General features: G+C 57.9%; 17 protein-coding genes. 9 read left to right on the top strand and 8 right to left on the bottom strand.

What is annotated here, in order from left to right; translation table 11 throughout:
- Positions 1-360: 360 nt before the first annotated feature.
- Positions 361-1,560 (bottom strand): tyrosine--tRNA ligase, encoded by a 1,200-nt coding sequence (gene tyrS, locus Q7C33_RS06775; protein WP_407683034.1) that lies wholly within the window; start codon positions 1,558-1,560, stop codon positions 361-363.
- A 212-nt stretch (positions 1,561-1,772) separates the two neighbouring features.
- Between tyrS and Q7C33_RS06770 the strand changes: the two genes are divergently transcribed.
- On the top strand, positions 1,773-3,194 hold the full coding sequence (locus tag Q7C33_RS06770; RefSeq protein ID WP_030139195.1) for a peptidoglycan DD-metalloendopeptidase family protein: 1,422 nt from the start codon (positions 1,773-1,775) through the stop codon (positions 3,192-3,194).
- A gap of 3 nt (positions 3,195-3,197) precedes the next feature.
- A complete protein-coding gene (locus tag Q7C33_RS06765) occupies positions 3,198-4,289 on the top strand; it encodes an anhydro-N-acetylmuramic acid kinase (RefSeq protein ID WP_407683033.1) in 1,092 nt (363 codons plus the stop codon).
- A 70-nt stretch (positions 4,290-4,359) separates the two neighbouring features.
- Here Q7C33_RS06765 and erpA read toward each other — a convergent pair whose 3' ends face one another.
- Positions 4,360-4,710, bottom strand: coding sequence for an iron-sulfur cluster insertion protein ErpA (gene erpA / locus Q7C33_RS06760; protein WP_003177727.1), 351 nt, complete (start codon positions 4,708-4,710; stop codon positions 4,360-4,362).
- Positions 4,711-4,862: 152 nt separating this feature from the next.
- Positions 4,863-5,897, bottom strand: a complete 1,035-nt coding sequence (gene argC, locus Q7C33_RS06755) for an N-acetyl-gamma-glutamyl-phosphate reductase (protein WP_030139197.1) — start codon at positions 5,895-5,897, stop codon at positions 4,863-4,865.
- 133 nt (positions 5,898-6,030) lie between these two features.
- On the opposite strand from argC, the gene hemJ reads away from it, so the two are divergent.
- The 6 genes from hemJ to coq7 all read left to right on the top strand — a co-directional run bounded on the left by hemJ (position 6,031) and on the right by coq7 (position 10,464).
- On the top strand, positions 6,031-6,462 hold the full coding sequence (gene hemJ, locus Q7C33_RS06750; RefSeq protein ID WP_030139198.1) for a protoporphyrinogen oxidase HemJ: 432 nt from the start codon (positions 6,031-6,033) through the stop codon (positions 6,460-6,462).
- 36 nt (positions 6,463-6,498) lie between these two features.
- Complete coding sequence (locus Q7C33_RS06745) at positions 6,499-7,467, top strand: NAD(P)H-dependent flavin oxidoreductase (RefSeq protein ID WP_407683032.1); 969 nt, start codon at positions 6,499-6,501, stop codon at positions 7,465-7,467.
- A gap of 43 nt (positions 7,468-7,510) precedes the next feature.
- Positions 7,511-8,473, top strand: a complete 963-nt coding sequence (locus Q7C33_RS06740) for a DUF805 domain-containing protein (RefSeq protein WP_407683031.1) — start codon at positions 7,511-7,513, stop codon at positions 8,471-8,473.
- 61 nt (positions 8,474-8,534) lie between these two features.
- Positions 8,535-9,323 carry an SDR family NAD(P)-dependent oxidoreductase gene (locus Q7C33_RS06735; protein WP_217860468.1) on the top strand — a complete coding sequence of 263 codons (789 nt, stop codon included), beginning with the start codon at positions 8,535-8,537 and terminating at the stop codon, positions 9,321-9,323.
- An 81-nt stretch (positions 9,324-9,404) separates the two neighbouring features.
- On the top strand, positions 9,405-9,743 hold the full coding sequence (locus tag Q7C33_RS06730; RefSeq protein WP_030139202.1) for a histidine triad nucleotide-binding protein: 339 nt from the start codon (positions 9,405-9,407) through the stop codon (positions 9,741-9,743).
- Between the two features lie 73 nt (positions 9,744-9,816).
- Complete coding sequence (coq7, locus tag Q7C33_RS06725; protein WP_202335001.1) at positions 9,817-10,464, top strand: 2-polyprenyl-3-methyl-6-methoxy-1,4-benzoquinone monooxygenase; 648 nt, start codon at positions 9,817-9,819, stop codon at positions 10,462-10,464.
- A 79-nt stretch (positions 10,465-10,543) separates the two neighbouring features.
- Here the strand turns inward: coq7 and speD are convergent, their stop codons facing one another.
- Both speD and Q7C33_RS06715 read right to left on the bottom strand, forming a co-directional pair.
- The gene (gene speD, locus Q7C33_RS06720) at positions 10,544-11,338 is read right to left on the bottom strand and encodes an adenosylmethionine decarboxylase (protein ID WP_181287400.1); all 795 of its coding nucleotides are present in this window, start codon (positions 11,336-11,338) and stop codon (positions 10,544-10,546) included.
- Positions 11,339-11,576: 238 nt separating this feature from the next.
- A complete protein-coding gene (locus tag Q7C33_RS06715; protein ID WP_008061600.1) occupies positions 11,577-11,999 on the bottom strand; it encodes an OsmC family protein in 423 nt (140 codons plus the stop codon).
- Positions 12,000-12,230: 231 nt separating this feature from the next.
- Between Q7C33_RS06715 and crp the strand changes: the two genes are divergently transcribed.
- Positions 12,231-12,875 carry a cAMP-activated global transcriptional regulator CRP gene (gene crp, locus Q7C33_RS06710; RefSeq protein ID WP_030139205.1) on the top strand — a complete coding sequence of 215 codons (645 nt, stop codon included), beginning with the start codon at positions 12,231-12,233 and terminating at the stop codon, positions 12,873-12,875.
- Here crp and Q7C33_RS06705 read toward each other — a convergent pair.
- The 3 genes from Q7C33_RS06705 to trpD are packed head-to-tail and all read right to left on the bottom strand — an operon-like array spanning position 12,872 to position 15,451.
- Positions 12,872-13,564: a lipoate--protein ligase family protein gene (locus Q7C33_RS06705; RefSeq protein WP_030139206.1), complete on the bottom strand. Its 693-nt coding sequence runs from the start codon at positions 13,562-13,564 to the stop codon at positions 12,872-12,874. The genes crp and Q7C33_RS06705 overlap by 4 nt on opposite strands.
- Before the next feature lie 4 nt (positions 13,565-13,568).
- Positions 13,569-14,405, bottom strand: a complete 837-nt coding sequence (gene trpC, locus Q7C33_RS06700) for an indole-3-glycerol phosphate synthase TrpC (protein ID WP_030139207.1) — start codon at positions 14,403-14,405, stop codon at positions 13,569-13,571.
- Positions 14,402-15,451 (bottom strand): anthranilate phosphoribosyltransferase, encoded by a 1,050-nt coding sequence (gene trpD, locus Q7C33_RS06695; RefSeq protein WP_202335000.1) that lies wholly within the window; start codon positions 15,449-15,451, stop codon positions 14,402-14,404. The genes trpC and trpD overlap by 4 nt, the downstream gene beginning before the upstream one ends.
- Positions 15,452-15,453: the final 2 nt, after the last annotated feature.

Here is a 15,453-nt window from a genome sequence, read left to right as displayed (position 1 = left end):
AGCGCCCCGTGTATCTGTCAAGCGGTTATTTTAAGAAGTTTTCAAAGTTTCGCTTGGAAATCCTTAACAACTTCAACCACTTGCGCTTTCGATCTCTCGTTAGCGGGAGGCGAATTCTACAGCGTTGCTCGCTGCTGTCAACACCTCTTTTTCACCGCTTTCGACCGAGAGGATCGAATCGCCAATAGAGCCAAACAACACCACTCTATCAACTCCTTCAACGCTTCGATGAACTGAAGCGCCTGACCTATCGAAACCTACTTAACTCATTGAAACTCAAGGAGTTTTCCGTTTCGACTGCGCCGGAAGTGGGGCGAATTATAGACACCTGGAATCTGCCGTCAACCGTTATTTTCAGCTTTACTCAGATTTCAGCGTGATACGTGCGAAAGCTTTCTTGCCGGCCTGACATACATGAGTGGACCCCAGCTCATATATATAGGCGCGATCTACAACCTCACCATCTATACGCACGCCACCCGAACCCAACAGGTCTCGCGCCACTGCCGCATTCTTGACCAAGCCTGCCTTATTAAGAACCGCCGCAATCGGCATATTCTCAACAGCAGTCAGCTCGATCTCTGGCAGATCATCCGGCAGCTCACCATCCTTCATACGATTACCCGCCGCACGATGAGCATTGGCCGCAGCCTCCTCACCATGAAAACGAGCAACGATCTCCTCAGCCAACTTGATCTTGATGTCCCGTGGATTGGCGCCCGCCTCTACGTCGGCACGGAACGCACTGATCTCATCCATGGACCGGAAGCTCAACAGCTCAAAGTAACGCCACATCAGCACATCGGGAATGGAAACCAGCTTGCTGTACATGACGCCCGGCGCTTCCTGGATACCTACGTAGTTGCCCAGCGATTTGGACATCTTCTTCACGCCGTCCAGACCTTCAAGCAATGGCATGGTCAGAATGCACTGCGCCTCCTGACCATAACCACGCTGCAGCTCACGCCCCATCAACAGGTTGAACTTCTGGTCGGTACCACCGAGCTCTACGTCGGCACGCAACGCAACCGAGTCATAGCCCTGCACAAGCGGATAGAGGAACTCATGAATGGCGATGGGTTGATTGGTCGTATAACGCTTGTCGAAATCATCGCGTTCGAGCATGCGAGCCACAGTGTACTGAGACGTCAGGCGAATGAAATCCGCCGGCCCCATCTGATCCATCCAAGTGGAGTTGAACGCCACTTCGGTCTTGGCCGGATCAAGAATCTTGAAAACCTGAGTCTTGTAGGTCTCGGCGTTATCGAGAACCTGCTCGCGGGTCAGGGGTGGGCGCGTAGCACTCTTCCCGCTCGGATCACCGATCATGCCGGTGAAGTCCCCTATAAGGAAGATGACCTGGTGCCCCAGATCCTGGAACTGGCGCAGCTTATTAATAAGCACGGTATGACCCAGGTGCAGATCGGGCGCCGTCGGATCGAAGCCAGCCTTGATACGCAGCGGCTGCCCGCGCTTGAGCTTTTCGATCAGCTCGGACTCGACCAACAGTTCTTCCGCACCACGTTTGATCAGCGCTAGCTGCTCTTCAACCGACTTCATAACAGACCCGTAAGGCTCAGATTCAAAGGGCCCCAACCATACAAGATCGCGCACCAAATACAAGGCTTGCCCGGCGCACGGACGCCGATCCACAGAACAGAGCGTTCGCGGGCTTGCTTCGCGGGGGTTTTGGTTATATTTTATACAGTTATTTCATCTTCATCATGTCATTCATCTTTTCCAATTCATTTTTTCAAAAGTCAAAATTACCTATGACCACAGAACCGTCTAAAGCGCCGCCGCTTTACCCGAAGACCCACCTGCTTGCCGCCAGTGGCATCGCAGCCCTCCTAAGCCTGGCGCTGCTGGTGTTTCCCTCCAGCGATGTTGAAGCCAAAAAGACGACTCTGAGTCTTGAACTGGAAAGTCCTGCTGAACAACTGACACAAGAACAAGACGCCGCCGAAGCCGTTCAAGCCACAAACGAGCCGACCGCCTCTCCATTCGCGCAGATTGAAAATAACCCGGAAGACGCTGCCACGGCCGCCGCCCAGGCAGAAGCGCCCGCAATAGCAGAAGAAAAGAAAGGGCCTGACCATCGTGAAGTGATTGTCGCCAAAGGCGACACACTTTCCACTCTCTTCGAAAAGGTTGGCCTGCCCTCCACCTCGGTCCATGAGATCCTGGCCAGCGACAAGCAAGCCAAGCAATTCACTCAACTGCAACGTGGTCAGAAACTGGAGTTCGAACTCAACCCAGAAGGTCAGCTGACCAACCTGCACACCAAGCTGAGCGACCTGGAAAGCATCACCCTGACCAAGAATGACAAGGGTTATGTGTTCAACCGCGTCACGGCAAAGCCCACCGTCCGATCAGCCTACGTCCATGGCGTCATAAACAGCTCATTGTCCCAGTCGGCAGCGCGCGCGGGGCTCTCCCATAGCCTGACCATGGACATGGCCAGCGTATTTGGCTACGACATCGACTTTGCCCAGGATATTCGCCAGGGCGACGAATTCGACGTCATCTACGAACAGAAAGTGGTCAACGGGAAGAGCGTCGGTAACGGCCCGATTCTTTCCGCGCGTTTTACCAACCGCGGCAAGACCTACACTGCTGTGCGCTACACCAACAAGCAGGGCAACAGCAGCTACTACACCGCCGACGGAAACAGCATGCGCAAGGCATTCATCCGTACGCCGGTGGATTTCGCCCGCATCAGTTCGAAGTTCTCCGCCGGTCGCAAGCATCCGATCCTGAACAAGATTCGCGCCCACAAAGGTGTCGATTACGCCGCCCCCCGTGGCACACCGATCAAGGCGGCCGGCGACGGCAAGGTCTTGCTGGCCGGACGTCGCGGCGGTTATGGCAACACCGTGATCATCCAGCACGGCAATACCTACCGTACGCTGTATGGCCACATGCAAGGCTTCGCCAAGGGTGTGAAGACGGGAGGCACTGTCAAGCAAGGCCAGGTTATTGGATATATCGGCACCACCGGCCTGTCCACCGGCCCACACTTGCATTATGAATTCCAAGTCAACGGCGTCCATGTCGATCCGCTCGGCCAGAAATTGCCGATGGCCGACCCGATCGCCAAGGCCGAGCGTGCGCGCTTCCTGGCCCAAAGCCAGCCATTGATGGCTCGCATGGATCAAGAAAAAGCCACCATGCTGGCTTCGAGCAAGCGCTAAGCAATGGCGCTCTATATCGGTGTGATGTCCGGGACCAGCCTCGATGGCTTGGATATCGCACTGGTCGAACTGGCCCCGGCGATCAAATTGATCGCCACCCACTACATTCCCATGCCCGCCACTCTGCGCACCGAACTGCTCGAGTTGTGCAGCAGCGGGCCCGATGAGATCGCCCGTTCCGCCATGGCTCAGCACAGCTGGGTAAAACTGGCCGCACAGGGCATCCATGCCCTACTCAACGAACAGAAACTCAAGCCTGAGGCCATCACGGCCATTGGCAGCCACGGCCAGACCATTCGCCACGAGCCGTCCCGTGGCTTTACCGTGCAAATCGGCAATCCGGCACTGTTGAGTGAGCTGACCGGCATCAGCGTCGTCAGTGACTTCCGCAGCCGCGACGTCGCCGCTGGCGGGCAAGGCGCCCCACTGGTTCCAGCGTTTCACGAAGCTCTGTTCGAAGAACGAGTCGGTCATCGTGCCGTACTGAATGTCGGCGGCTTCAGCAATCTCAGCCTGATAGAACCTGAAAAGCCGGTCGCCGGTTTCGATTGTGGCCCAGGCAATGTGCTGCTCGATGCATGGATACATCAACAACGAGGCGAACACTTTGATCGCAATGGCCAATGGGCTGCCAGCGGGAAAGTCGAACCAACCTTGCTCAAGACGTTGCTCAGCGACCCCTTTTTTGTCACCAAGGGGCCGAAAAGCACCGGGCGCGAAGTCTTCAACCTGCCCTGGCTCAACCAGCATTTGTCGCACCTGCCAGCCTTCGCTCCGGAGGACGTACAGGCAACATTGCTTGAGCTGACTGCCCTGACGATTATTGAATCACTGCAGCATGCCCAATCGAACACTCAAGAGTTGCTGGTATGCGGCGGTGGCGCGCACAACCAGACGCTCATGAAGCGTCTGGCTGACTTGCTGCCGAATGCCAAGGTCAGCAGTACGGCGCTATACGGCGTAGACCCGGACTGGGTTGAAGCCATGGCTTTCGCCTGGCTTGCACATTGTTGCCTTGAAGGCATTCCAGGCAATCGCCCAAGTGTCACGGGCGCCCGTGGCTTGCGCATACTCGGCGCCATCTATCCGGCCTGATATCAAAAAAGGCGGACAATAAAAAACCGCAGGGCCGTACGGCGCTGCGGTTTTTTATTTATTGAAACGCTTAGATCGAGAACGAAGAACCACATCCACAGGTAGTGGTCGCGTTAGGGTTCTTGATCACGAACCGCGACCCTTCCAGGCCCTCCTGGTAATCCACCTCGGCACCCGCCAGGTACTGGAAGCTCATCGGGTCAACCACCAGGCTGACGCCTTCGCGCTCAACGATGGTGTCGTCTTCGGCCACTTCTTCATCGAAAGTGAAGCCGTACTGAAAACCGGAACAACCGCCGCCCGTTACGAATACGCGCAGCTTCAAACGATCATTGCCCTCTTCATCGACCAGGCTCTTCACCTTGTGCGCGGCACCGTGGGTGAATTGCAAAGCCGTGGGGGTGAAGGTTTCGACGCTCATGCTGAATATCTCCCGGCGCTTACGCCGCCATAATGCGTGATGGCGGGCATTATCCGCTTCTCCTACAAAATTGGTCAACTATTTGCGGAGCAGCAAGCTACAAGTTCAAAGCTGCAAGCTTGTAGCTTAAAGCTTGCAGCTTGTTACTGCTGTTAAGGCAACATCCCCGCATGGGACAATCCCAGGCGCTCATCCAGACCGAACAGGATGTTCAGGTTTTGCACCGCTTGGCCGGACGCGCCCTTGACCAGGTTATCGATGACCGACAACACCACGACCAAGTCCCCATCTTGCGGACGATGCACGGCGATCCGGCAAACGTTCGCACCGCGCACGCTACGGGTTTCCGGATGGCTGCCGGCCGGCATAACGTCGACGAACGGTTCGTTGGCGTAGCGTTTCTCGAACAGCGCCTGCAAATCGACGGAGCGATCGACCACCGTTGCGTAAAGAGTGGAATGGATTCCACGAATCATTGGCGTCAGGTGCGGCACAAACGTCAGGCCGACGTCCTTGCCCGCCGCCCGACGCAACCCTTGGCGGATTTCCGGCAAGTGGCGATGCCCTTTTACCGCATAGGCCTTCATGCTTTCCGACGTTTCGGAATACAGCGAGCCGACACTGGCGCCTCGACCGGCGCCACTGACCCCGGATTTGCAATCAGCGATCAGGCGCGAAGTGTCGGCAAGACCGGCCTCGAGCAACGGCAGGAAGCCCAACTGCGTAGCAGTCGGATAGCAACCCGGCACGGCGATCAATCGTGCCTGCCTGATTTTCTCGCGATTGACTTCCGGCAAGCCGTAGACCGCCTCATCCAGAAGCTCCGGTGCCCCGTGGGGCTGGCCGTACCACTTGGCCCATTCGTCCGCGTCCTGCAGGCGGAAGTCAGCCGACAGATCGATCACCTTGGTTCCGGCCGCCAACAGCTCCCCCGCCAAGGCGTGAGCAACGCCATGAGGAGTGGCAAAGAACACCACATCGCAGGCGCCCAGGGTCTTGATGTCCGGAACGCTGAATGCCAGGCCGTCGTAATGGCCTCGCAGGTTCGGATACATGTCGGCGACGGCCAGGCCGGCCTCGGATCGGGAGGTGATGACCACCACCTCAGCTTGCGGATGCTGCGCCAACAGACGCAGCAGTTCGACACCGGTGTAACCCGTGCCGCCGACGATACCGACCTTGACCATAAACCTGCCCTCAACGAACCACTGGAAAGCCGTCGATAATAGGGGCCACAACGCGTGGCGACAACCGTCAAGGTGACGTGTGGCCGCTCCAACCTCTACTATCGGGCTACCGTGAATCTTGGAATAACTAAAAATGCTCTATCTGTGGCTCAAGGCACTTCACATCGTCAGCATGGTTTGTTGGTTCGCCGGTTTGTTCTACCTGCCGCGCCTGTTTGTCTATCACGCCCAAAGCGAAGACAACGTCAGCAAGGAGCGCTTCTGCGTGATGGAGCGCAAGTTGTATCGCGGCATCATGGGCCCGGCGATGATTGCCACGCTAGTGTTTGGCATTTGGTTGCTCAGCCTCAATGCCGGCGCCTACTTCACCCAGGGTGGCTGGATGCACGCCAAGTTGACCCTGGTCGTTCTGCTGATCGGTTATCACCACATGTGCGGCGCCCAAGTAAAACGCTTCGCTCGTGGCGAGAACACCCGCAGCCATGTCTTTTATCGCTGGTTCAACGAGGTGCCAGTTCTGATATTGCTGGCTATCGTAATTCTGGTCGTAGTCCGGCCGTTCTAAAGTCCAGTAGCACTATTCGATCGGGGGGTACATCCCATGCCGTTGCCCGCTTTGCTTGAAGAACGTCTGCGGCTGCCTGTCGTTGCCGCGCCGATGTTCCTGATTTCCAATCCCCAGCTCGTGCTTGCCTGCTGTCGCAATGGCGTTGTCGGCAGTTTCCCGGCACTGAACCAACGCGAAAGCAGCGGTTTCAAGGCTTGGCTGGAAGAAATCGAAGCGGGCCTGGCAACAATGGAAAAGCCAGCGCCCTACGCGGTCAATCTAATCGTTCATGCCAGCAACCCGCGGCTCCAGGCTGACCTGGCGATCTGCATCGAGCACAAGGTACCTATCGTCATTACCAGCCTGGGCGCGGTAAAAGAGCTGGTGGATGCGGTGCATGGGTATGGCGGCCTGGTTTTTCACGACGTGACTACTCGCCGTCACGCAGAAAAAGCCGCGGAAGCAGGTGTAGACGGCTTGATTGCCGTCGCGGCCGGTGCTGGAGGGCATGCCGGGACCTGGAGCCCTTTCGCTTTGGTCGCCGAAATTCGGCAGTTCTTTGATAAAACCCTGCTGCTCGCAGGATGTTTGAACCACGGCCATCAGATTTTGGCGGCGCAACTGCTCGGCGCGGATCTGGCCTACTTCGGAACGCGGTTCATTGGCACGACAGAAAGTCACGCGTCCGACGCTTATAAAGAGATGTTGCTCACATCCAGGGCCGCAGACATCGTGCATACTCCCGCAGTGTCCGGCGTGCCAGCCAGTTTCATGCGACAGAGCCTGGAAGATGCCGGCTTCGACCTGCTTGCCCTGCAGAACAAGAGCGCGGCAGATCCTGGATCGAAACTCAAACCGCTGAGCGATGAAGCCAAGGCCTGGAAGACCGTATGGTCCGCAGGCCAGGGCGTTGGTGAAATCAACGATTTACCCAGCGTCGATCAACTGATCGCGCGCCTGGATAAAGAATACCGCCAGGCACAAGCGCGGGCGGCACAGCTCGGAGGCCAATGGCCCCGCTGAACCCAAAAACACAAACCAACTTTGAAAGACAAGGATGCCAGGCATGAGCGAAACCCGCTTCAACATTGTATTCGACGGAGCCCTGTTGCCAGGCGTCGATACCACTACCGCCAAGCTAAACCTCGCGGAGCTGTTCAAGAGCGATGTCAGCGCCATTGAACGTTTGTTCAGTGGTCGCAAGGTGTCGCTTAAAAACAACCTGTCCCAGGGCGACGCGCAGAAGTACCTGGAAGCGCTGCATAAAAGCGGCATCGATGCACGAATCGAAGCAGAACCGTCCCTTCAGCTGGACCTCGGCGAGGTGCAGGAATCGCCGCATCAGGCAAGCGGGCGCCACCCGGACTCCATACTTGACCCCGTTTCCCCCTATGCCCCTCCCCGCGCCCCGGTAGGCGCAACGCTCGCCGAATACGGCCCGCTCAAGCCCTTCAGTTTCGAAGGCCGTATCGGGCGCCTGCGGTACCTGGCCTGGACCATGGTTCTGACACTGGCGGTAATGCCTGTGGTCGGGATTGCATTCTGGTTGAGCCTGTCCTGGTTGCTCGTCGCCAGCTCGACGACCGCGATGATCATCGGCGGACTCGTAGCCGTAGCCATCTTCCTCGCTTTTGCCTACGTGAGTATCCAGTTCAGCGCTCAGCGCCTGCACGATCTCGGCTGGTCCGGATGGCTGTGGTTGCTCAACCTGGTGCCGTTCGTGGGCAGCCTCTTCCCATTCGTCCTCATATTCGCTCCAGGCAATAGTGGCCCGAATCGCTACGGCCCTCCACCTCCGCCCAACAGCACCGCGGTCAAGGTTCTTGCCTGGCTGTGGGTCGTCCTGATCGCCCTGATTTTCATCGGTGCATTGGCTGGCGCATTCAGCAGCATCGGCGAGGAGTACGGCAGCAGCTCCTTGAGCAGTTATGAAAGCAGCGAATCCATTGACGAATCGGCCGAAGAACCGGCCGCCGAAGCAGCCGAGCCAGCCGCACCTTCTGTAGACTACGAAGAAGAGGAACAATAAGCGCGCTTTGCGCCGGTGACAGCTCAGTCCACCGGCGCCCTGCGCGGCGATGGAGAACTGCATGACCCGTTACGCTCTGATCACTGGTGCTTCCAGTGGTATCGGCCTGGCCATGGCCGAAGCACTGGCCCGGCGTGGGCGCAACCTGATATTGGTAGCTCGACAGCGTGATCGGCTGGAAAGTATTGCAATAGAGCTGACCCAACGGTTTGGCGTGGAGGTGTTGTTCCGCGCCTGCGACCTGGGAGAACCCCTTCGACTCTCAGGCTTCCTGCTGGAATTGGAGGAAGGCGAGCGCCAGATCGATCTGCTGGTCAATTGCGCCGGCATCGGCACCAGTGGTCCGTTCCTGGCCCAGGACTGGATGACCGAACAAGACCTGATCGAAGTGAATATCCTTGCCCTCACACGCCTCTGCCATGCAATAGGCAACAGCATGGCGCTGCATGGCGGCGGCCAGATACTCAACGTCGCATCGACTGCTGCCTTCCTGCCCGGCCCCTGGATGAGCACGTATCACGCCAGCAAAGCCTATGTGCTGCACTTCTCCGAAGCCCTGCGGGTCGAATTGAAAAAATGCGCAATCAACGTCTCGGTACTGTGCCCCGGGCCGACTCGCACGGACTTTTTCGCGAAGGCACAACTGGATGAACAGAAACTCGACGGCAAGAAGAAATTGATGAGCCCTGAGGAAGTTGCGCTCTATACCGTTCGCGCGCTGGATAGGAATCGAGCCATTATCATTCCCGGACGCCGCAATCGCTGGTTCACCTCGCTGCCGCGGTTGGGACCACGCTGGCTGGTCCGGACCGTCAGCGGCATGCTCAACAAGGCCTGCTGTCCGCGCTGATTCCTTCAAGCTGAAAAACCCGGGCTGGCAAACCAGCCCTTCAGTACACTCGACTTCGACTAAACCAACGGAGAGACCGCTGTGGATACCCTATTTACCAAGATCATCAACCGGGAAATCCCGGCGAAGATCATCTATGAGGATGACCAGGTCCTGGCCTTCCACGACATTGCTCCACAGGCACCGGTTCACTTCCTGGTCATTCCAAAGAAACCGATCCGCACCCTCAATGACCTGACCGAGGACGACAAAGGACTGGCTGGGCATATCCTGTACACGGCCCAGCGCCTGGCCGTCGAGCTGGGTTGCGAAGAAGGCTTCCGGGTGGTGATGAACTGCAATGAACTCGGTGGGCAGACCGTCTATCACATTCATATGCATGTGCTCGGACAGCGCCAGATGAATTGGCCGCCGGGCTGATCCATGATCCAACGCAAATCCCCAGTGGCCGATTGAGTTAAACTGGCCGCCGAGATTCTTTCCGGAGGTAAGCATGACTACGCAACGTCACTACTCGCCCATCGATCGCCTGCTGCTGCAGGCCGACACCGCGATGCGTACGCTGTTGCCCTTCAGTGGCCAGCCGTACCGTCCATCGCCGGCCATCGTGCAGCCGGACGTGCAGATGAGCGATGAAGAGACTCGCCATGTCGCCGGACTGATGCGCATCAACCATACCGGTGAAGTCTGCGCCCAGGCGCTCTACCAAGGCCAGGCGCTGACAGCGAAATTGCCGCAGGTACGCGAAGCGATGGAACAGGCCGCCGAGGAAGAAATTGACCATCTGGTCTGGTGTGAACAACGCATTCGCCAGTTGGGCAGCCACACCAGCGTGCTGAATCCCCTGTTTTATGGCATGTCGTTCGGGATCGGCGCCGTGGCAGGCCTGATCAGTGACAAGGTCAGCCTTGGTTTTGTCGCGGCGACCGAGCATCAGGTGTGCAAGCACCTGAATGAGCACCTGCAGCAATTGCCCGTCGAGGATGACAAGTCCCGGGCGATTCTTGAGCAGATGCGTGAAGATGAAGAGCACCACGCCGAAAGCGCTCTGGAAGCCGGCGGCTTCCGCTTCCCGGCCCCCGTCAAATTTGGCATGAGCCTGCTGGCCAAAGTCATGACCAAGAGTACTTATCGGATCTGATAGCGAAAGCGGAACGAGGCCTTCCAAAACGAAAAAGGCGGCTGTCCATGGACAGTCGCCTTTTTTCATAGCCGAAACTTTAGCGCGGCATATTGCGCGCGTAAAAAATTTCCAGCATTTCGTGCTTGACCCGCTCTTCCACCTGCCCACGCTGTTCAGCAGACAGATTGCTCGTGGCGTCGCCGAACAGGTAGTTATCCAGCTCAAAGTCCTTGAGCAGCATTTTGGTGTGGAACAGGTTCTCCTGATACACGTTCACGTCCGTCATCTGGTACGCGTCGCGAGTGTCTTCGGAGAGGTAGTTCTGGATCGAATTGATCTCGTGATCGATGAAGTGCTTGTGGCCTTCCACGTCCCGGGTAAACCCACGTACGCGATAATCCACGGTCACGATATCGGAATCGAATTGGTGAATCAGGAAGTTGAGTGCCTTGAGCGGTGAAATGACCCCACAGGTCGACACGTCGATGTCCACTCGGAACGTAGCGATGCCATCCACTGGATGGATTTCCGGATAGGTGTGGACCGTGATATGGCTCTTGTCGAGGTGGGCCAGGATAATTTCAGGCAACGGGCCCGGGGACTCTTCGATTTGGCTGTCGGTCGGTGTCACCGGCTCTTCCGAAATCAAGATAGTCACGCTGGCGCCCTGGGGCTCATAGTCCTGACTTGCTATGTTCAGGATGTTGGCACCAATGATATCGACAACTTCCGTGAGAATCTGCGTGAGGCGCTTGGCGTTGTACTCTTTATTGATGTACTCGACGTAGGCCTGCTGGTCTTGCGGGGTTTCCGCATAGCAGATGTCATAGATGTTGAAGCTCAAGGTCTTTGTCAGGTTATTGAACCCATGGAGCTTGAGTTTGCTTTTCACCGTTTGAAAACTCTCTGTGTATTGCGGCCTGGCCGCGTGATCAAGCATGCCCGTCAGATGCGAACGACGCACCTGCGTAGGACGGTTAACACCTCTTCGCGATGGCGATTTTGGTTGTCTGTCCAGGCAAGGGACCGGCCGCAAGCCGATCACTGCCCTGAAAAAAGTGGCGCATTATGCAGACGTCAGCTTCTGATCGCCAGAGCTTGCACCGCTTTTGTGATGGTTGGATGTCGATTCAACCCAATTCGATGATTTCATAATCGTGAGTGATTTCAACACCGGCGGCGCCGAGCATGATCGAGGCCGAACAATATTTCTCGGCCGACAGCTCGATGGCGCGCTTGACCTGGGCCTCTTTCAGCCCCCGGCCCTTCACCACAAAGTGCATATGGATCTTGGTGAAAACCTTCGGATCCTCGGTCGCCCGCTCGGCTTCCAGGAAGGCTTCGCAACTTTCGACCGCTTGGCGCGACTTCTTGAGGATGCTGACCACATCGAAATTGCTGCAGCCACCAACACCCAGCAGCAGCATTTCCATTGGCCGAACACCCAGGTTCCGACCTCCGGCGTCCGGCGGGCCATCCATGACGACCACATGACCGCTGCCCGACTCACCGAGGAACATGGCTTCGCCAGCCCATTGGATGCGTGCCTTCATCGTCAAGACTCCACTGTCATAAAAAGGGGGCGCCAGCTTAGCACAGCCCCCGGTAATGGCTGCTCCCGCCTGAGGGCGCCCGGCGCAGATTACACTCGGTAAATTCTCAAATTAATTAAGACGCCTCTGTTAAGCTGGCGCCCAGTCGCTGGCGTATGGCCAGCTTTTGCGATAGCTATTCGCCTTCATAACAATCAGACACCAAACCGCGCAGTTTTTCGGGACACAACCATGGTTGCCATTACTCCCACGTCCAAGATCAAGAATCTCGACAAGCTCTTGATGCATTGCCAGCGTCGCCGCTACCCCGCCAAGCACAACATCATTTGTGCGGGGGACCGTTCCGACACGCTGTTCTTCATCATCAAGGGATCAGTCACTATCCTGATCGAGGACGATGAAGGACGGGAGATGATCATCGCCTACCTCAATTCGGGGGACTTCTTCGGCGAGTTGGGTTTGTTCGAACAGGCCGGCAAGGAGCAAGAGCGCAGCGCTTGGGTGCGGGCGAAAGTCGAATGCGAAGTCGCAGAAATCGGCTACAGCAAATTTCGGGAGCTGTCGCAGCAGGATCCGGACATCCTTTTCGTCCTCAGCGGACAAATCGCACAGCGCCTGCGCAACACCACGCGCAAGGTAGGCGACCTCGCCTTCTTCGACGTAACCGGTCGTGTCGCCCGTTGCCTTTTGGACCTGTGCAAGCAGCCCGACGCCATGACCCACCCCGACGGGATGCAGATCAAAGTGACGCGTCAGGAAATCGGCCGAATTGTCGGCTGCTCCCGCGAGATGGTTGGCCGTGTGCTCAAGGACCTGGAAGAACGCAACCTGGTCAGCGTCAAAGGCAAGACGATGGTGGTCTTCGGCACCCGCTAGAGACTGTCCAGCAGTTCCTGGTACAAAGTCTCGAGTCGCTCCAGGGCGTGGGGCGCGGGAAATTTTTCATGAAGGGCAATATGGCTCTCGGCACGCACGCGTTGCTCCAGGCCACAGGCTTCATTGAAACGATTGACCGCCGCGACCATGGCTTCGCGCTCGTCGTCCAGCAGTAGTGCGCCATGCACCAGCCCTACCGGACGCTGCCCTCCCTTGCTCTGTCGCCAACGCTGGGCGGTGCCTACCATCTTCCGACCGTCCAGATTGACATTGAAGCGCCCATCACAAAAGGCGCCCGCCACTTCCCCTAGCGACGCCACCCCGCCCAATTCATCGAGCAACTGGCAGATGGGATCGCATAACCGACGATAGGCGGTTTCGATCCGCCCATGATCACCTTCACTGCGCGGCGGTGCGTAGACCAGCGCGATATTGATCGTCGCGGCTGATTGAGGCACCGGCTCGCCGCCGGTTTCGCGCAGGAGTACCGGCCAGCCATGGGCGGCTGATACTTCGCAGGCGATGTCGAATCCCGGCAAGCGACTCAGGCGACGCGGCATGACCAGCGCGCGGTCATTCGGTTGCCAGAACAGCAAGCCGGACTCAGCGTCACCGGCGCAAACGCTCGCCAGCAAGTCCTGTTCGGCTTGCAAGCCGTTTTCGACAGTAAAGGAAATGGCGGGAGACATTCGTTCAGTCCAACGTCGAGCCAGTCACCGGAACGCTGCGCTCGGGAAAGAACAACCGTTGCAACTCCATGCCCGGGCTTTCGGCCCGCATGAACGCTTCGCCTACCAGGAACGAATACACGTCGCTGATTTCCATCAACTCGACATCGGCCCGGTTGAGGATGCCGCTTTCGGTGATGACCAGCCGATCACGGGGGATTCGCGGCAACAGGTCCAAGGTCGTTTCCAGGTTGACTTCGAAGGTGTGCAGGTTGCGATTGTTCACGCCGACCAGCTTGGTATCCAGGGTCTTGAGGGCCCGTTCCAGCTCTTCGCCGTCGTGGACTTCCACCAGCACATCCAAGCCGACGCCCTTCGCAACCGCGGCCAACTCGGCCATCTTCGCGTCGTCCAGGGCGGAAACGATCAACAGCACGCAATCGGCGCCCAAGGCCCGGGCCTCGACGATCTGGTACGGGTCGATCATGAAATCCTTGCGGATCACCGGCAGCTTGCATGCCGCCCGCGCCTGCTTGAGATAGTCGTCGGCGCCTTGGAAGAAATCCACATCGGTCAGCACCGAAAGGCAGGTCGCGCCGCCGTTCTCGTAGCTCTTGGCGATGTCGGCCGGAACGAAATGCTCGCGAATCACACCTTTGCTCGGGGAGGCCTTCTTGATTTCGGCAATCACCGCCGGCTGCTTCTTCTTCGCCTGTTCGATCAGCGCCTGGGCAAAGCCGCGAGGCGCATCGGCCGAACGTGCGAGGTTTTCCAACTCGGCCAAGCTGACCCGGGCACTGCGCTCGGCGACTTCCTGCTTCTTGCGAGCCAGAATGTTTTCCAGAACCGTTGGCACGCTCATCCTTCATTCTCCACTTTGAATACGGCGGTAAACGCGCCCAATTCTTCCAGTTTTTCACGGGCCAGGCCGGTGTGCAGCGCATCATGGGCCAACTCGACACCTTGCTTGAGGCTGCTGGCATGATCGGCGGCGTACAACGCGGCACCCGCGTTGAGCACGATCATCTCGGCTGCCTTCTGGCCGTTCTCGGTCTTACGACGCCCCAAGGCATCGCGGATCAATTCCAGCGACTGGGCCGGGCCATCCACTGCCAGCCCATGGAGGCTCTGGCTCTTCATGCCCAGGTCCTCAGGTTCGACCCAGTATTGCGTAATCTGATCATTTTTTAGCTCAGCCACGAAGGTGGGCGCCGCCAGGCTGAACTCATCCAGGCCATCCTTCGAATGGACCACCAGCACGTGCTTGCTGCCCAGACGTTGCAATACCTCGGCCAAAGGCAGGCACAACGCCTCGCTGAACACTCCCACCACCTGATGCCTCACACCGGCCGGATTCGTAAGCGGGCCGAGCATATTGAACAGCGTGCGCAAGCCCAACTCCCGACGGGGCGCGGCGGCATGCTTCATGGCACTGTGGTGGGTCTGGGCGAACATGAAGCCGATGCCCACGCTATCGATACAGCGAGCCACCTGAACCGGGGTCAGGTTCAGGTAGATACCCGCAGCCTCCAGCAGGTCGGCACTGCCGCTCTTGCCCGAGACTGCACGGTTGCCATGCTTGGCGACAGTGCAACCCGCCGCAGCGACGACAAATGCCGAGGCGGTGGACACATTGAAGATATTGGCACCATCACCGCCAGTCCCTACCACGTCCACCACGCCGTCCAGCGTCTTGAGTTCGACCTTGTCCGCCAGTTCCCGCATGGTGGTCACGGCGCCGACGATTTCGTCGATGCTCTCGCTCTTCATGCGCATGGCCATCATGAACGCACCAATCTGCGCATCCGTGCATTGGCCAGTCATGATTTCGCGCATCACGTCGCGCATTTCTTCGGTGCTCAGGTCGAGCTGGCCGACGATACGGTTCAGGGCTGTCTTGATATCCATGA

It is taken from the genome of Pseudomonas sp. BP11-1-1 (genome assembly GCF_052112105.1).
Classification (GTDB): Bacteria; Pseudomonadota; Gammaproteobacteria; order Pseudomonadales; family Pseudomonadaceae; genus Aquipseudomonas; species Aquipseudomonas alvandae.
This window is presented reverse-complemented; position numbering and strand designations above follow the sequence as displayed.